Source organism: Fervidicoccaceae archaeon (assembly GCA_038878695.1).
Taxonomy (GTDB): Archaea; Thermoproteota; Thermoprotei_A; order Sulfolobales; family Fervidicoccaceae; genus JAVZVD01.
Map to the genome: position 1 here is coordinate 16372 of JAVZVD010000001.1, position 15647 is coordinate 32018.

Annotated in this window: 17 protein-coding genes; 12 read left to right on the forward strand and 5 right to left on the reverse strand. The window is 61.0% G+C overall.

The features are described 5' to 3' along the window. Window position 1 precedes the first annotated feature (1 nt). A complete protein-coding gene (locus QXU97_00090; GenBank protein MEM4035011.1) occupies window positions 2-1228 on the forward strand; it encodes a redox-regulated ATPase YchF in 1227 nt (408 codons plus the stop codon). A 35-nt stretch (window positions 1229-1263) separates the two neighbouring features. Beyond that, window positions 1264-2103: a nicotinamide mononucleotide deamidase-related protein gene (locus tag QXU97_00095; protein MEM4035012.1), complete on the forward strand. Its 840-nt coding sequence runs from the start codon at window positions 1264-1266 to the stop codon at window positions 2101-2103. Here the strand turns inward: QXU97_00095 and QXU97_00100 are convergent. Next, window positions 2074-2661: a hypothetical protein gene (locus tag QXU97_00100; protein MEM4035013.1), complete on the reverse strand. Its 588-nt coding sequence runs from the start codon at window positions 2659-2661 to the stop codon at window positions 2074-2076. The two genes, QXU97_00095 and QXU97_00100, sit on opposite strands and share 30 nt — an antisense overlap. 39 nt (window positions 2662-2700) lie before the next feature. On the opposite strand from QXU97_00100, the gene QXU97_00105 reads away from it, so the two are divergent. Genes QXU97_00105 through QXU97_00130 form a run of 6 tightly spaced genes read left to right on the forward strand, consistent with a single transcriptional unit; the run spans window position 2701 to window position 9369 of the window. Further along, window positions 2701-6021 (forward strand): S8 family serine peptidase, encoded by a 3321-nt coding sequence (locus tag QXU97_00105; GenBank protein ID MEM4035014.1) that lies wholly within the window; start codon window positions 2701-2703, stop codon window positions 6019-6021. Between the two features lie 32 nt (window positions 6022-6053). Beyond that, the gene (locus QXU97_00110; GenBank protein MEM4035015.1) at window positions 6054-6782 is read left to right on the forward strand and encodes a phenylalanine--tRNA ligase beta subunit-related protein; all 729 of its coding nucleotides are present in this window, start codon (window positions 6054-6056) and stop codon (window positions 6780-6782) included. Next, the gene (locus tag QXU97_00115; protein MEM4035016.1) at window positions 6783-7643 is read left to right on the forward strand and encodes an inositol monophosphatase family protein; all 861 of its coding nucleotides are present in this window, start codon (window positions 6783-6785) and stop codon (window positions 7641-7643) included. Next, on the forward strand, window positions 7640-7795 hold the full coding sequence (locus QXU97_00120) for a hypothetical protein (GenBank protein ID MEM4035017.1): 156 nt from the start codon (window positions 7640-7642) through the stop codon (window positions 7793-7795). The genes QXU97_00115 and QXU97_00120 overlap by 4 nt, the downstream gene beginning before the upstream one ends. A 3-nt stretch (window positions 7796-7798) precedes the next feature. Continuing rightward, the gene (locus QXU97_00125) at window positions 7799-8341 is read left to right on the forward strand and encodes an NUDIX hydrolase (GenBank protein ID MEM4035018.1); all 543 of its coding nucleotides are present in this window, start codon (window positions 7799-7801) and stop codon (window positions 8339-8341) included. Then, complete coding sequence (locus QXU97_00130; GenBank protein ID MEM4035019.1) at window positions 8338-9369, forward strand: hypothetical protein; 1032 nt, start codon at window positions 8338-8340, stop codon at window positions 9367-9369. The genes QXU97_00125 and QXU97_00130 overlap by 4 nt, the downstream gene beginning before the upstream one ends. Here QXU97_00130 and QXU97_00135 read toward each other — a convergent pair. The 3 genes from QXU97_00135 to coaBC are packed head-to-tail and all read right to left on the reverse strand — an operon-like array spanning window position 9335 to window position 12247. Further along, window positions 9335-10150, reverse strand: a complete 816-nt coding sequence (locus tag QXU97_00135; protein MEM4035020.1) for a phosphopantothenate/pantothenate synthetase — start codon at window positions 10148-10150, stop codon at window positions 9335-9337. The genes QXU97_00130 and QXU97_00135 overlap by 35 nt on opposite strands. Next, entirely contained in the window at window positions 10147-11004 is an 858-nt protein-coding gene (locus tag QXU97_00140) for a hypothetical protein (GenBank protein MEM4035021.1), read from the reverse strand. The genes QXU97_00135 and QXU97_00140 overlap by 4 nt, the downstream gene beginning before the upstream one ends. After that, window positions 10985-12247, reverse strand: a complete 1263-nt coding sequence (coaBC, locus tag QXU97_00145; protein ID MEM4035022.1) for a bifunctional phosphopantothenoylcysteine decarboxylase/phosphopantothenate--cysteine ligase CoaBC — start codon at window positions 12245-12247, stop codon at window positions 10985-10987. Before coaBC ends, QXU97_00140 begins: the two co-directional genes overlap by 20 nt. Before the next feature lie 123 nt (window positions 12248-12370). Here coaBC and QXU97_00150 point away from each other — a divergent pair, with 123 nt between their 5' ends. From QXU97_00150 to QXU97_00165, 4 genes are read left to right on the forward strand one after another with little or no spacing between them, the layout of a single operon-like run. Further along, complete coding sequence (locus tag QXU97_00150) at window positions 12371-12616, forward strand: hypothetical protein (protein MEM4035023.1); 246 nt, start codon at window positions 12371-12373, stop codon at window positions 12614-12616. Beyond that, window positions 12597-13253 (forward strand): hypothetical protein, encoded by a 657-nt coding sequence (locus QXU97_00155; protein MEM4035024.1) that lies wholly within the window; start codon window positions 12597-12599, stop codon window positions 13251-13253. Before QXU97_00150 ends, QXU97_00155 begins: the two co-directional genes overlap by 20 nt. Before the next feature lie 31 nt (window positions 13254-13284). Further along, window positions 13285-13665 (forward strand): DUF2258 domain-containing protein, encoded by a 381-nt coding sequence (locus QXU97_00160; protein MEM4035025.1) that lies wholly within the window; start codon window positions 13285-13287, stop codon window positions 13663-13665. A gap of 21 nt (window positions 13666-13686) precedes the next feature. Then, window positions 13687-14310 (forward strand): hypothetical protein, encoded by a 624-nt coding sequence (locus QXU97_00165; GenBank protein ID MEM4035026.1) that lies wholly within the window; start codon window positions 13687-13689, stop codon window positions 14308-14310. Window positions 14311-14324: 14 nt separating this feature from the next. On the opposite strand, the gene aspS is transcribed toward QXU97_00165, so the two are convergent. Continuing rightward, entirely contained in the window at window positions 14325-15644 is a 1320-nt protein-coding gene (aspS, locus tag QXU97_00170) for an aspartate--tRNA(Asn) ligase (GenBank protein ID MEM4035027.1), read from the reverse strand. Between the last annotated feature and the right edge of the window lie 3 nt (window positions 15645-15647).

Below are 15647 nucleotides of genomic sequence, written 5' to 3' on the forward strand. Positions count from 1 at the left end.
TTTGACGAATTATAGACCTCCGCTGATCGGCGTCATCGGTAAGACCAACGTTGGTAAGACTACGTTCTTCTCTGCCGCCACTCTAGTTAACGCGGAGATATCGAATCGCCCCTTCACCACGATAAATCCAAATATCGGAATAGGCTACGTGAGGGTGCGCTGCCCCCACGCGGAGCTGGGCTTGCCGTCCTGCGAGCCCAGAACGGGTTTCTGCCTCCGCGGCACGAGGTTCGTCCCGGTCGAGCTCATCGATGTCGCGGGCCTCATACGAGGAGCGCATGAAGGGCGCGGCCTCGGCAATAAATTTCTCGACGACTTGAGGAAGGCCGACGCGTTGCTTCTTGTGATCGATGCGGCGGGGGCCACCGACGATAGCGGCAACCCTCTGCCACCCGGCTCGAGCGATCCGGCCGAGGAGGCTGCGACGATATTGGACGAAGTGGCTCATTGGCTCGCGGGCATCCTAGCGAGCGACTGGAGGAGATTGATCACGAAGGTCGAAAGCCAAGCGATCGATCCGGCCGAGGCCATAGCCGAGAGGCTCTCTGGTCTTGGAGTCAAGCGGGTCCACGCCTCCGAGGCTCTCAGACGCTCGGCGCTCGAAAAGAAGAGGCTGAGCGAGTGGACACGAGACGACCTGCTGAGATTCGCTAGGGAGCTCAGAGCTGTGAGCAAGCCTCTCCTCATTGTCGCCAATAAGGCCGATTTGCCTGAAGCGAAGGAGGGTCTAGAGAGGCTGAGAGGAGCCTTCTCGGATATATTAGTGGTGCCGGCCTCGGCTCAGGCAGAGCTAGCGCTGAAGAGGGCGTGGGCAGCCGGCCTAATAGACTACGTGCCCGGCGAAGGTTCCTTCGTCGTTAGAGAGTCTGGGAGATTGAGCGAAGCTCAGAGGAGGGCGCTGGAGTACGTGAAGAGGCGCGTCCTTGAGATTTACGGTTCGACGGGGGTCCAGCAAGCGATCGAGAAGCTAGTGTTCGAGGTCGCGAGGTACGTGGCGGTCTTCCCGGTAGAGAACGCCGAGAAGCTGACCGACGGTGAGGGCAGAATCCTGCCCGACGTATTCCTAGTCCGCGAAGGCTCCACGGTCCGAGAGGTTGCCAGGCTCGTCCACACAGAGCTAGCCGAGAAGTTCGTGGCGGCGATCGACGCCAGGAGAGGCGTCAAATTGGGCGAGGACAGCGAAGTATACAATGGGATGGTCTTCAAGGTAATAACTCGAGCGCGCTGAGCTCCCCCAAATCGAGTAGCCGGGTGAAGAGGTCCTTGATCCGCGCGAGCGAGAGAGAGGAAGAGAGGAGAGCGGCGTGGATCATCAACGTAGGGACGGAGCTCGTGTTGGGAGTCACCGTGAACACGAACGGGGCGTGGCTCGCCAGGAGGCTCACGTCAATGGGCTTCGACGTGAGGAGAATCGTGGCCGTCCCTGATGACGAGGAGCTAACGACAGTATTGAGAGAGTCCCTGAGCAGCGGAGCACGCCTGATAGTTATAACAGGCGGGTTGGGCCCGACTCACGACGACAAAACCCACGCGCTCGTTGCCGAGGCCCTCGGCCTGAGGCTCGTCCTCGACGAGAGGGCCCTCAGGTTGATCGAGAGGTTTTACGCGTCGAGAGGTCTAGAGCTCACCGAGGAGCGCCTCAAGATGGCGCACGTGCCCGAGGGAGCCGAGGTTCTGCCCAATCCTGTAGGAGCCGCGCCTGGCTCCGCTATACGGCGGGGGCCCTCGCTTATCGTGTGCTTACCGGGGGTCCCGAGAGAGATGGAGGCGGTCTTCGAGAAGGCGGTGCCGCTTATATCCGCGATCGCGCCGAGGCTCGAGCTGGCCGAGGCATTCATCTACGTGAGAGGCGTCCCGGAATCTACTCTGGCCCCCTTTCTGAGGAGGATAGCCGCGCAGGAGCCCCTCTCTTACATAAAATCGCACCCGCAAGGCCACGAGCTGGATGAACCCGTATTAAAAATCCACGTGGTGGCGCACGGCTCATCGAGGGAGGAGGCGATATACCGCGCTAAGAGGGTCTCGGCTCTCGTGGCCGAGGCCGCTGAGAAGCTCGGAGGACAAGTCGAGCACTCAGGATCGGAGCGCGGCGGCGATGCCTAGAATCGCGGTCGCGGAAGCCGACAACGCGAGCGCCGCAAGGCCCGACTTCAAGGCCTCGCGGCGCCCGCGCCTCTCCGCGCGCGCACCGATCGCGAAGGCCAGAGCGTTAGCAATGAGCAGGCCGAGAGCTATGGAGCATTTTAGGCTTAGCGCGAGAGGCTCGCTCAGAGCGAGAGGCACTATAACCGCCAAGGGTGGAGCCACCGTACCGACTAGAGCCCACATGGCCACGTAGAGCGGGGCGAGGCGAGCGGCCTTCTCATAGATCGTGCCCTTGAGCTCTCTGAGCACGAGCTTCTCGAGTTCTCGCAGCTCGCGCAATCTCTCAGAGCGCTCGGCTAACAGCGTCCCGGCGAAGCTGCCGAATAGCCCCACCGCGAGACTGCCGCCCAGCACCGCTCCGATGTAGTGTGAGACCTCGACCGAGCCCGAGATGTAGGAGCCGAGGATCGCTCCAATTGAGACCAGCAGGGACTCCATAGCGTTTATCGTGAAGAGCTTGCGAGCCGTCTCCTCGCTCGAGAACACGGAGACCGCTCGCCTGAAGCTAAACTTCAAATTCGCGCTTCCCGGGAGGCTTCGCGAGAGCGAGGCTTAATGTGCTTCCGCTCCGCGCTCTCTAAGCACGGACCTCTGGTAGATCGCGCCTCGAGGACCCCGCTCCTCGCTGCCGCTCTGCTCGTCGCTATTTCTAGTAGCTTAGCCGTGGTCGCCATCTCGGCTAGAGCAGAGACCCCGGGGAATCTCGTGATCGTGCTCCCAAGCGGAGCGAGCGCGCGGTTGATTGTGCCCCCGGGAGTAAGTCTGCTCGCAATCGAGCAGACCTTCTCCTCGACCTCTCTCAGGGGGCCTCTGAAGGCTACTCTCGACTATAAACCCGCGCTCTTGAGGCCTCTCTCCTTAGCGGTTAGCTCAGCCCCCGAGCTCCCTGGACCGACCATGGAGGATCTCCTGAGCGAGATCGGAGCGACGTGGCCAACCCCGAGGGGCGAGGGAATCGTCGTAGGCTTCATCGATACGGGCCTCGATCTCGCAGCGGGGTGCGTGGGTCTGAGCGACGTGGCGCGCGACGTGGTGGGGAGGCCTCTGCTCTTTGATGCTGACTCCTTCGGCTTGGCTTTAACTCCGCTGAGCGTGTCGTACAGAGACCCCGAGCAGAGGTTCCTGGCCACGGGCGGGAGCCTCGTCCTGGTCTACCTGCCCGGCTATGGAAAGGCCCGCGTGCTTGTTGATGCCGATTGGGGGGCTCCGCCGATAAAGAGCTCGAGCGGGCTGTATAAATTCGGGTTCTTGGTCTCATTCTTCTTCCCCTCTAACGTCCTGCTCGATGCTAGTCTCCCGGGCCTCGCTCTGTTGGTGCCGGTGGTTCTCGTCGACACGAAAGAGCCCGGCATCTACGACGAGGTTTTCGCCGACCTCTCGACCTCTTGGTATGTGCTAGGAAGCTTCTATTATGGACTCGGGCTCTCCCGAGAGCCTCCGAGGGCTGAGCTGGCGGACTTGAGCTTCGCCGACGAGAAGGGGCTCAGAATAGGCGATGGCGTGGCAGTTTTCGATGCCAACGGAGATGGGGTCCCCGATTTCAGCCTCGGCGCGATCTCGGGCTACGTCTACGACGCGTTCGGTGTCGTGAGTTCAGAGGGGGTAGACCTCGAGCGCGCGTGGGAGCGCGCGTGGGAGCCTAGAGGCAGCGGCATCTACCCGGGCCTTGATCCGAGCGGCAGATACGTGGACTTCTTCTACGATCCAATCGGCCACGGAACCAGCGTCGTGTGCGCGGCGGTCGGTCGGCCCCTCGAGAAGCTCGCGCCCTCGCCTGCTGGTCAGCTCGTTATCGTTAGTCGCGGAGTAGCTCCCAGCGCTAAGGTGGCCGCCGCTCAGGCTCTGATGTTGGGCAACGTTGGGTCGGCGCTCAAGTGGATGGGGGGCTACGAATTCGTCGACGGTGAGTGGGTTCCAGCGAGTAGACCCAGGGTCGATATAGTCAGTAACAGCTGGGGGATCCCCTTCTGGCCGGAACTGCTCTTCGCCGATGGCGGAGGCTTCGCGCCGGGCCTCGATCCGTTGTCCGAGATCGTTGCGGAGGTCGCCTCGAGAGGAGTCATCCCCGTCTTCGCCGCCGGAAATGGAGGACCCGGCCTATCGACCGTGGCAGTCGGCGGAGCCTCGGGGAGAGCCGTGACCGTAGGTGCCTACGCGCTGGCCTGGGAGCCGCTGCGCGACGCGCGAGGCCACCTGCTGCTCCCTGGCTGCGTAGGCTCGAACGTAGTCTCTTGGAGCAGCCGGGGGCCGGGGCTCGCGGACTCTTTCAAGCCCGATGCCGTGGCTCCCGGAGCCTATGTCCTCCTGCCTACTTCCGTGAACAACGGCATGGGGGACGGGCGCAGAGCCTTAGACTTCTTCGGCGGCACCAGCCTATCGGCCGCCGTGACCGCTGGAGTGCTCGCCCTAGCGCTAGAGAAGGCGAGGAGCTTGGGGCTTAGCTACGACGCGCTCGGCGTCGAGTGGGCCAGGGAGATTCTGAGATCCTCCTCCAGGGATCTAGGCCTCCCGCCCGAAATTCAGGGAGCCGGGCTGCTCAACCTGTCTCGCTTGTTGGAGCTAATCGCCTTCAGCGGCGCCGAGGCCGCGTCAGAGGACGTGGCGTTAGTCGATGAAATGGGCGAGGTCGCTCTGAGAAGTCGAGGACTCGCCGAGCCTAGACTTGAGGCCTACGTCGCGGTCTCTAGGGTCGCGCCAATCGCGGTAGAGTTAAAGGACTTCGAGCTAAAGCGCGTATCACTCCCTCGTCTCGGCCCTAACGAGGTCCTCTACGTGGACTTAAGCTTCGAGAACGAGACGAGGCGCGGCTCTTCAGTGGTGGCCCTCTTAGGCGTCCAGAGAAGGGAGGGCCTAGAGGGCTTTATTCTGATAGACCATGGGCTGCTCGCGGAGCAAGGCCTACGCCTGGTCGCCAGTACGAGCTCCATCGAGAGGCTAACGCCAGATGAGGTGCTCGAGCTCCTACTCGTGCCGCTAGGCCCGGCGGATGGAGTCAGGTTGTGGGTGGAGGCGACGAAGCTAGCCAAAATCGAGCTGAGGCCCCGCTCCGGCGAGGGACTCATCTACCGCTTTAACGTGAGCCTCCTGTCACCTCCCGGGCGAGCGGCCGTCTATATCAACGAGAGCGGGGCCAAGAGGCCCCTAGTGCTGGACCGCCCTCTCACGCTGAAGACCGAAGACTTTGTGGCTAACCTCTCGACTCCGAGCCCCATCAGCTCGAGCCTCTCCGCGGCCGGCGAACTAGGGGATTTCTTTTATTTCAGATTGCGCGGTCCGCCAAGCGAGGAGGGCTCCGCGGTCTTGGGCTACGTCGTCGAGCCGAGCCCCTCATTGGAGCTCTACGTCATCGAGCGGGGCCCGCGTGGACTTGGCCTGGTGCGGCTGACCAGCGCGAGCCTTCCCCTGAACCTCCTCGTGAAGGATCGGCTGGAGGCTCGCTCGCCCGGGCTTCTGTTCTTGCCAGCGCGAGGCGTCGACGATCTCACACTCGTCGTGCACACCGCGCGCGGCCTGCGCGACTCGATCACTCTCGTGGTCCGCCCTATCCACGTAGAGGTGAGAGGCTCGATCTTGAGCTGCTTCTTCGAGCTGCGCCTCCGCACGAGCGCGTACCTCGGGCTACTCCTCGTCGAGCCTTGGAGCGTCATTGCTCGGGTCGAGCCGGGCCTGACTCGCGTGAGCTCGTGCTACGGGTCTCCCCCCACCTCGATCGTGTTCCTGGAGCTCAAGCCTAAAGCTCTGGCCGGCCTTCTCTCAGAGGTCGACGCGAGGGTCGAGGTGGTCTTCGAGCCCGCGAGAGTTGAGGTCGAAGTGCCCAGGTCGGCGCTCATCGCTACGTTATTTAATACATCGCGGGAGAAAGCTATCTCCTCCTAAGGTTCCGACACGGTTGAGAGGGCGAAGATGACGTGAGCGGAGGCTTCGCCTGCTTTGGCAGGCGCCTGAGCGTAGCGAGAGAATTGAGCGAGCGGGGAGTCTTTGTAGCAGCCTCGTGCCTCGGTATAGAGGGTCGCGACGAGAGCTTGGACTACGCGAGCAGATTACGCGAGCTGGAGGACAGAGTCCGACGGACTTTAGCCTCACGCGTTGGGAGCTCCGAATTCCTCAAGGACGATCCCATAGTCAGAGCCTACAGGAGCTTCTTCTGGAGCCTGGGGATAGATCCTACGAAGATCAGGCCGGCTGGTGAGGCCCTCGCCAGGAGGCTGTTGCGAGGGGAATCTCTTCCCACGATAAACAGGCTCGTAGATGCCGGTAACCTGGCGAGCTCCGAGACCCTCGTGCCTATTGGGATTTACGACGTTGACAAGCTCCTCCCGGGCGAGCTCTCTCTCGAGTACTCGAAGGGAGGAGAAGTCTTCGCGCCGATAGGAGGCGAGCGGCGTGTCCTCGAGCGGGGAGTCCCTGTGCTGAAGTCGGGCGGGGTTCTAGTCGTTCACGTTTACCCCTACAGAGATTCTAGGGAGACTTGCGTCGATGATGACACGAAACGCGCCGTGGTTATAGGAGCTGGCGTGGCTGGGGTCCCGGCGAGTCTTGTGTCGAAGGCCGTCGAGTTGGTGCACCAATACGCGCTCGAGCTGGGCCTCAAGCTCTCGATAGCGCGCGAGGTCTCGCTCATTGGAGGTGCTTCGTGAGTGTCCGAGTACGAGCCGCGAGATCTTCGGTCGCTGGCTCTGAAGATAACGGGCGAGGTGGCCGGCCTACTAAGGGACCTAAGAGAGGACCCCTCCTCCGTCGAAAAAACGGGGCCCGATACGACGAGAGCCGACATGGAGGCGGAGGCCTACGCGTTGGAGCTGCTGGAGGCCGAGGGGCTGCGTTGCCTCGTCGTGACGGAGGAGAGCGGCGCCCGCGAGTTGGGCGAGGAAGAGCTCGTGGCTGTGCTGGACCCGCTCGATGGCTCGGTTAATTACGTCTTGGGCGTGCCCTGGTGCTCCGTTAGCTTAGGCTTCGCCAATAAGCGCAGAGGAGCCAGGCTCTCCGACGTAGTCGCCGGAGCCGTGCACTCGGTCTTCTCGCTAGACTCCTTCAGCTTCTACAGGGGTGGAGGCGCCTATGTAAACGATGCTAGAATCGAGCAATGGAGTGTAGTGAGGAGCTTCGAGTCGACCGGCAAGTTCTCCGTAGCCTTCTACGTCGATGAGCCTTCTCAGCTGCGAGAGCTGGGGCCCGTGCTCGACTACGTTAGGAGAAGAGGCGGGGCACTCAAGGCTAGGTGCCTCGGGAGCTCCGCTCTCGAGTTAAGCCTCGTGGCTGTGGGCAAGATCGGCTACTTCGCCGACTTAAGAGGTAAGCTCAGGAACGTAGACGTGGTCGTAGGCCTCGGTATGCTGAGAGAACTCTCTGGAGGCTACATTGATGGGTCGGGCGATGAGCTAGACGTCGGTCTCGAGAGGGTTGAGAGGTTGAGGGGATTGATCGCCGCGTCGCTCGTCGAGGAGGTTGAGAGGTTGAGGGGGATCCTGACCTCGCGCGCGGGAGGGCCCGTAGCTTGAGAGCGCGCGCTCTCCTCGTGTTAGCTGCTCTTACCTCCGTAGGTCTAGCGCTGATGCTCGTGAGGATGATGCTGGGGCTCGTCGAGCTCCTCATCGTGTTGGCCCTCGTTTTAGGCCTGTTGGTCTCCCTCACGCTCGGCAGGAGCAGATGAAACGTGAGAACGGTCTTTCGAGGTAGAAGGATCGAGGTGCTCGCCGGGGAAGCTGTGCTCCCCAACGGCAGGAGAGTTTACAGAGAGTACGTGAGGCATCCTGGCGCGGTCGTTGTGCTACCGGAAGATGACGAGGGGAGGATCCTCCTTCTCGAGCAGTACCGCGTACCGGTGGGCGAGTGGATCCTCGAGCTGCCCGCGGGCACGCTCGAACCCGGAGAGGACCCGGCCTCGGCAGCGCTGAGAGAACTCGAGGAGGAAGCCGGGCTGAGGGCCCGCAGAATCGACTACATGTTCAGCTTCTACGCATCGCCAGGTATATCTAGCGAGGTTTTGCACGCTTTCATTGCGAGACAGTTCGAGGAGGGACAACAGAGGCTCGAGAGAGGGGAGCTCGTTAGGAGGCTCGTCTGGGTAAAGCCAGAGGACGTCGTCCCAATGATAAGATCACGCGTCATAAAAGACGGGAAGACGATAGCGGTCCTGTTATATTACTTGAGCGCGGTCAGCCCGAGACAAGGTAGAGAGCGACGCGATGCGACATGAGCTCCGGCTCTCCCTCGAAGATTCACGTATTCACGCACGGGGACCTCGACGGCCTAACATCGGCCGCCGTTTACCTGAGAGCGTTGGAGCGAAGCGAGGCGAGAGAGGAGGTGAGGCTACACTTCGCCGAGCCCTACTCGCTTCACAGGGCGATGCGCGGCGCGCTGGGATCCTCGACCCCTGCTCTCGTAGCGATCATGGACTTAGGAGCAAATCCTGGCACTTTTGGTCAAGTACTGCTGCTACTCTCAAAGCTCAGAGCTTCTGGGACCCGCGTAGAGTGGTACGATCACCACTTGTGGGAGGAGGAACACCTCGAGAAGCTACGCTCACTGGGGGTTGAGGTAAAGGTCGACCTATCGACCTGCACGGCCGGCGTGGTAGCGCGCTCGTTAGCCGAGAGGGGGGAGCTAGGCGAGGACGACTGCGTTTGGCAGCTCGTAGAGGCTACGTGCTCAGCGGATACTTGGTCGTGGACCTCTCCTCTGTCTCCCTTTCTATATCGAGTAGTCGGGACGCGGCGAGGACCGGCTGGAGACTCTTGGAAGAGAGCTCTGCTTGGTGAGCTGGCTGAGTGCAGGATATGGAGCGACGACCTCTCTGAGGTCGCCGAAGCGAATCTAAATGCGGAGCTCGGGAGCTATGGGGCCGAGGCGGTAGCCGCCAAGGTACTTGAGCTGCCAGGAGGGCTCAAAGCAGCATACTTGGTCAGGAGGCGCGCTCAGCCTCCTACGAGCTTGCTAGCCTCCTACATCATCTCTAGGACCGGCTCCGACTTAGTCGCCCTAGGGAGACTGAGCGGCTCGATCAGTTTTAGGTCCAGGTCCAAGAGCGTCAGATGCGTGGCCTCGTGCTTCGGGGGCGGCGGCCATGCGAGCGCGGCAGGGGCCAGAGTCAACGTGCCTGTGTACATAAGGCTCCTCGGTCTGCTCGCTAGTAGGGTCGAGGGGTGGTGGTTGGAGAGAAGGCTTAGGAAACTCCTCCTGAAGTGCGCTAGCGAGTGCTTGCCGGAGCTACTGAGCTCCTAGAGATGAGAGACGAGGAGAGCTCCTCGAGCCTCCGCTTGATATGAGCGAGGACCTCGGCCAGGACCCTGGCATTATCGTAGGTCTCTAGCCTCCTTCTGAGCACCTCGCGGGGGAGGCCCTTCGCTCTCCGCAGCTCAGACCTGAGGAGAGGTACGGCCCTAGTGACGTTGTCTACTATAGTGATGTTGGCGGCGAGCGAAGTCCTCGAGAGGGGGTTCAAGTCCACGGCCACGACGATTTTGCCCATAGACCTCAGAGCCTGCGTCCTATCTCCGTCCTCGATCATTACCAAGACCAGGTCGGCGCCTCCTATGCCTTCCTCGCAAACTCTTCTCCTCTCGCTCTCCGGGGCGGGGAGCTCTATTGGACTCTCGCACTCGACGAGATGCTTCGCTCCCAGCTCTCGGAGGTACACGTTTATCCTCCTGAGCCTCTCCTCGGTCCTGTAGAAAAGATTTACCTCGAGCGGTAGACCGAACTCGTTTGAGAGCTCGACGAGCTCTCTGCCCACGAGAGAAGCGGCGTTGCCGTTAACCGAGATGACCGGCTTAGCGGAGACGAGCAGAGCGGCGGCCGCCGCCTCGATGGCTCTACGCGCAGGCTCTATTGTGGTCTCGCCAATAAGATAGTCGAAGGCCTCGCCTCGGCCATGAGCTATGAGCCCCTCGGGAACGACCATGCCGGTCAGAAAACCCTCGACGAGCGTCTCTCTCTCCATCAAGCTCCTATATCTCGGGTGGCTCTCCGGGATTCGGACTCTGACGCGTCTCTCCGAGCTCACTCCATCTCCACCCCGCTCCAGGCTAACTCGTGAGTCCTCGTCTTAATCTTCAACTCACGAGCCAGCTCGACCGCGACGTCGTTGGCCCACTCGCGCTCTACCAAGAGGACCAAGAGCCCCTTCTTGAAGTACCACCCGAGGACTCCTCTAAGCCTTGCTCGAGCTTCCTCGAGGCGGTGGAGAAGCTCGGGAGGCGCCATCCCCGTCTCAAGCGAGAATCTCCTTGCCTCCTCGGCGAAGGACTCCAACGACATCGCCGCGAGGAATCTCTTGACCGCGCGCTCTCCCAACCTTTTGAAGACGTTCAGCTTGTCGGCCAGCATTTGGGGGGTCGTGTAAACCCTGTAAGGAGCTGTGATGACGGCGAGCCCGTCGGCAACGAGCAGAGAGTCCACGAGAGCCCTGGAAGGGCAGCCAGCGCGCAGTCTGACCGGCAAGAGTCTCCCGAGCGATATAGCAGAGACGTCGCCGAGCCCCGTCGACTCCTCAACTTCGGCCACGTGAGCCGCGTCGAGCGATTCGAGGAGGCTCCGGCGTCCGGCAATCCTCGCGCAGCACACCGCCGCGCCTAAAGAAGCTGCCGCGCTGACGGCGTAGCCCACTCCCAACTCGAGGGGCAGCTCGAGCTTGAGCGAGCAATCTCTTAAGCCTAGGATCGAGAGGACGCGATCGACTGGCGGTATCGAGATCCCAAGCTCCGAGGGATCTCCTTTCTTCTCCTCGCATTCTACTCTGAGGTACGGCTTGACGAGGAGACCGGCCCCCAGGCTTCCTGACGCGCGGGCATCCTTGGAGATCACGGGTCTCCAGAATCCCGAAATATGGTGGGCTACTCTAACCGCGCTTCGCCTCAATTAGACTCTTCACCACGTCGAGCACTCTCCTCGCTACGATCCTCTTCGGACTCCTCTCGATCTTCAAGACCTCTGGTTTCTCTCCATAGAGCACTAGAACCTCGTTGAAGTCGGAGGCGAAACCCACACCGGGGGTGCCTACGTTGTTCGCGACTATCACGTCGGCCCCGTACCACGTCTTCTTCTCGATTGCCTTCTCCGCGAGCTCCTCCTCGCTCTCGGCGATCTCAGCGGCGAAGAGAACCAGAATCGTGCCAGGCTCGCGGCGCTCGGCAACTTCTCTCGAAATCTTCGGGGTCGGCACGAGTTGAAGGTTAATTGGCGAGGAGCTATCGAGCTTACCGTCAAAGACCGCGGCCGGGGCGAAATCGGTCGGGGCCGCCGCCAGTATCACAACATTAGGCTTGAAGACCTCTAGCTCCTCGAGAGTCCGCCTCGCCATCTCCCGCGTAGTCTCTACGCGGAACGCCCTACCGACGTCGTGCTCGATCCCAGAGAGAGGCCCGTGGACCAGCGAGACGCTGGCCCCTCTATACGAAGCCTCGACGGCGAGAGCCACGCCCATCTTCCCCGAGCTAGGGTTGCTTATGAATCTGACCCTGTCTATGTACTCCCTCGTGGGCCCCGCGGTAACGAGGACCCTCAAGCCGTCCAAGTCTTTGCCTCGGACCACGAGCGCCTCGGCGTGCCAGGCCAGGGCCCTCGGGTCGGGAAACTTGGCTCTATTCCCCTCTACGCGAGGCTCGTGAACTACGAAGCCTGCCTCCCTGAGCTTACTCACCACGCCGAGCCTCTCCATTGATTTATATAGCGAGAGGTGCATTGCTGGAGCCAGTAATACTGGCTTGCCCTCTCCCAAGAATGAGTGAGCGGCCAGAGTTACGGCCGTGTCGGCGATGCCGTGAGCCAGCTTAGCCATGGTAGATGCGGTGGCGGGGGCTACGAGTATGGCGTCGTGGGTCTCGGCTAACAAGATGTGTCCGACCTCTCCAGAGAACCTACCGCGATAGACGGGTCTCCCCGTGGCCCACTCGAACAACGCGGGAGAAATCAGCCTGGTGGCTTCGGAGCTCATAACCACGGTGACCTCTGCGCCGGCTCGCATAAGCTCCCTAGCGAGGTCTACGCTCTTGTAGATCGCCGCGCTTGACGTGACACCTAACGCTATTTTGCGACCGCGGAGCTCCGTGGAGGCTTCCCCTATGATCTTCCTCGAGGGGTGATGCTCCCAGCCCCAACTCAACGAGCGAGCGCCTCTCGCTAGTCTCCAATGTCAAAGGACTTAAAAATTAAAAAAGAAATGATAAACCTGGGCTTCGATCGAGGAGGCAGACCTCTTCGCCTTATGTGGAGGAGGAAGGCGCATTTGTCGCGTAGGTTCTCTCCGAGCGAGCTCAAGAGCGCTCTGCTGCGCGATATAGCCGCCTCAAGCGACGAGGTCAAGATCGAGTTCTGTGAGTGGTTGAGCGATCTGACCGAGCGCGCGGTGGACTCTTGCGAGTGGAGTGAAATGTTGGGGATCGCGGAGAGGGAGGACAGCATCACGTGGCGCGACCTAGTGGCCTTCATGGTGAGTAGAGGGCTGAGGGTCAATGAGTCTTACTGGTTCTGAGCTCTCTATGTGTAAGCTTGTGGACTTGCTCCGAGAGCTCGTGCAGAGGTCCAAGATCCTAGCGACCCCCGCGGACCTCTTAGGAATACTCCTCGTGACGACGCGAGGAGGGCCTATGGGCAGAGCTAGGCTAGCTCGCTCTCTGGGCCTCGGCGAAGGAGCGGCGCGGAGCCTGATACAAGTAGCGAAAAGAGCCGGGTTGGTGGAGACGAGCTCTAGGGGGGTGCGACCAGTCGAGTCTATCGTCGGGGAGTTGTCTAAGCTCAAAGTGGCGGAGCTCGCTCCCTCGAGCGATGTGCTGCCCTGGTCGAGCGCGGTCTTGGTCCAACTATGTGCTCGCCCCCCGCGACTGAACAAGGCCAACGCTCTGCGGGTGAGAGACGGAACGGTGAGATGGGGGGCCCTCGGCTGCGTAATAGCGGTCAATCTCCGAGGAGGGTTGCTAGAGGCTCCAGGCCTAGACGAGCCCGAGATATTGGGATCGCTGAAGAGCGAGCTGATGGGGAGCGTGGAGGAGTGCGAGGGCGTGATCGGTGTGCTGGGACGCGAAAGCCCCTACGGTCGCCCGTGGCCTCTAGTCTACGGCTTCCTCGAGGCCCTTTGCGAAGTCCTCGCCGAGAGGCTCGAGACGACATAGCGAGGCGCTTTTTAGGAGGCGGCCCTCCTCGGTGGGTTGGGTGACCGTCGCGTTGTCTAGCAACACCGAGAGGTTGAGCACAGGTTACATCATAGTGGGAGCTTACGCCGACAAGGTCAGGAGAACTCTCTTCGCGCAAGCAAAGCGGCTCGGGCTCCAGGACAGCGAGGTCGCCAGAGCCTCGGCGGAGCTCAACATGGTGCTCTTCGAAGTGCTCGTGGGAGGGCTCAAAGCCGATAAAGGCGATGTGGTGAGGATCATCGTGAACTATAAAGTGTCCGACGGTAAGATCTCGTGGGATTACTCGAGCCTCAAAGTGGAGCTCTTTAAGAGGGTCCCCGATGATGATGTGACGCGCGCGCTCCAAGAGCTTCTACCGAGAGCCTTGGAGTCTGCGCGGCGGCGCCAGTGAGAGAAGCGGCGAACCCGACTGGTGCGTTATTTCGCTGTTTTAGTCGCCCTACCTCAGTTAAAACCTAGCGTTTATTCCTCGAGGCTCGTAGAGAGGCCGGGGGAGCTCTTGGTTCGGCCTCTCTCCGAGCCTCTGTTGACGCCGATCTTCGGGAGAGGCTTCTTCGTGCTCTGCCAAGACGGCGTGGCCCAGACCGTGATCTTCGACTATCTCGACAAGACCAAGTACTATTGGAGCCTCCTCGAGGCGGGAGACGTAGAAGCCCTCAGACGAGAGGAAACTATGATAGAGAGGAACATGCAGAGGCTCGTAGACGAGGAGCATATAACGTTCAATGGGAGACGCGTCAAACCTCGCGTGCTTTGCGCGAAGATCTCGTGCGATCTCCCCGGGCGTGTCTCCTTCGTGTTCTCGATTAGGTGGCCTCTGTCGTTGAGGCGAGGCGAGAACGTCTACGAAAATGTCTACGAACCCGAGGAAGCTGAGTACAGCTACCAGGTCATCTGGTATCTACCAAGGAAGGCCAGGAACGTTCGCTCGAACTTCGGCGTACCCGTCGAGCTCAGGAGAGGGAACGTCCTGCTCTTCTACGTCAAGCGAGGTTACAGAACGCCCGGTCGCGAGGAGCTGAGGTTCGAGCTCTGAGCGGCTCGAGGGCCTTAGGGGGAGAGCCTCTCCGGGTCCCTGGGGAGGAGCCTGGCCTCTCTGATGTTCTTGAGCTCGAGGAGACTCATGACGAATCTCTCGAGCCCGAGTCCGGCTCCCCCATGCGGAGGCATGCCGTAACGGAAGAATCTCAGGTAGAACTCGAATCCCTCGGGCCTCAACCCCTTTTCCTCGATTTGACGTCGAAGGACGTCTGGTCTGTGCTCTCTCTGACTACCGCTAACGATCTCTACGCCTCGGTAGAGCAGATCGAAGCTCAGCGTAAGGCTGGGATCATCGGGTCTCCTCATCGTGTAGAAGGGCCTAGCCTCCCATGGAAAGTCCGTTACGAAGACTAGGTCGGCTCCGTGCTCTCTCGAGAAGACCTCGCCCAGCGCGCGCTCCCCTTCGGCTCCGAGCTCCGCCGCGTCGACCGTCACACCTCGCGCTTCCAAAAGCTTCTTGGCCTCTGCAAAGGCGATCCTCGGGACCTCCCGAGGCTCCTTCACCTCGACTCCGAGGTGCTCTCTCAACTCCCCCCCCAACGAGTTCCTGACCCTCGATATAGCGTATTTCACCGCGGCCTCAACGACGTCCATGACGTCCTCCGGCCCGGATATGAAGCTCATCTCAATATCGATCGACTCGTACTCTGTCAAATGCCTCGTCGTGTGGTGCTTCTCGGCTCTATAGGCCGGACCCACCTCGAATACTCTCTCGAAGCCAGCCGCCATGAGCATTTGCTTGTAGAGCTGAGGACTTTGAGCTAGGAAAGCGCTCTTGTCGAAGTAGATTACCGGGAACACGTCTGCCCCCCCTTCGGTGGCCTCCGCCACGATCTTCGGCGTGAAGACCTCAACGAAGCCGCGACTGCGGTAAAACTCACGCAGAGCATTGACGAGCTCGTCCACCACTCGAAATATGAGGATGTTGCGGCGGCTCCTGAGGTCTAGGAACCTCCAATCCAACCTCTTGCTCAATCCCGTCTTTTCCCAATCGTTGGGGTCTATAGGGATGGGCCTCTCCGAGCGCGCCAGGACGTGGAGTTCTTCCGCCACGAGCTCTTTGCCACCTAGGCTCGCCGTGCTCTCGACAATCGTTCCTACGAACGCCACCACGTCCTCGCGGCCCAGATCCACGACCTCTTCGTATAGACTCGGGTTCCTGTCCTTTTTGACCACGATCTGCATTTTCCCAGACCTGTCTCGCACCACCACGAACGCGACCTTACCCACGACTCTGAGGGCGTCTACCCAACCGGCAACGACCGCGCGAGCTCCTGGAGGAAGTCTCAGAGCCTCGCTCGTGCTCACGCGCGCTCTCAAGACGTCCATGCG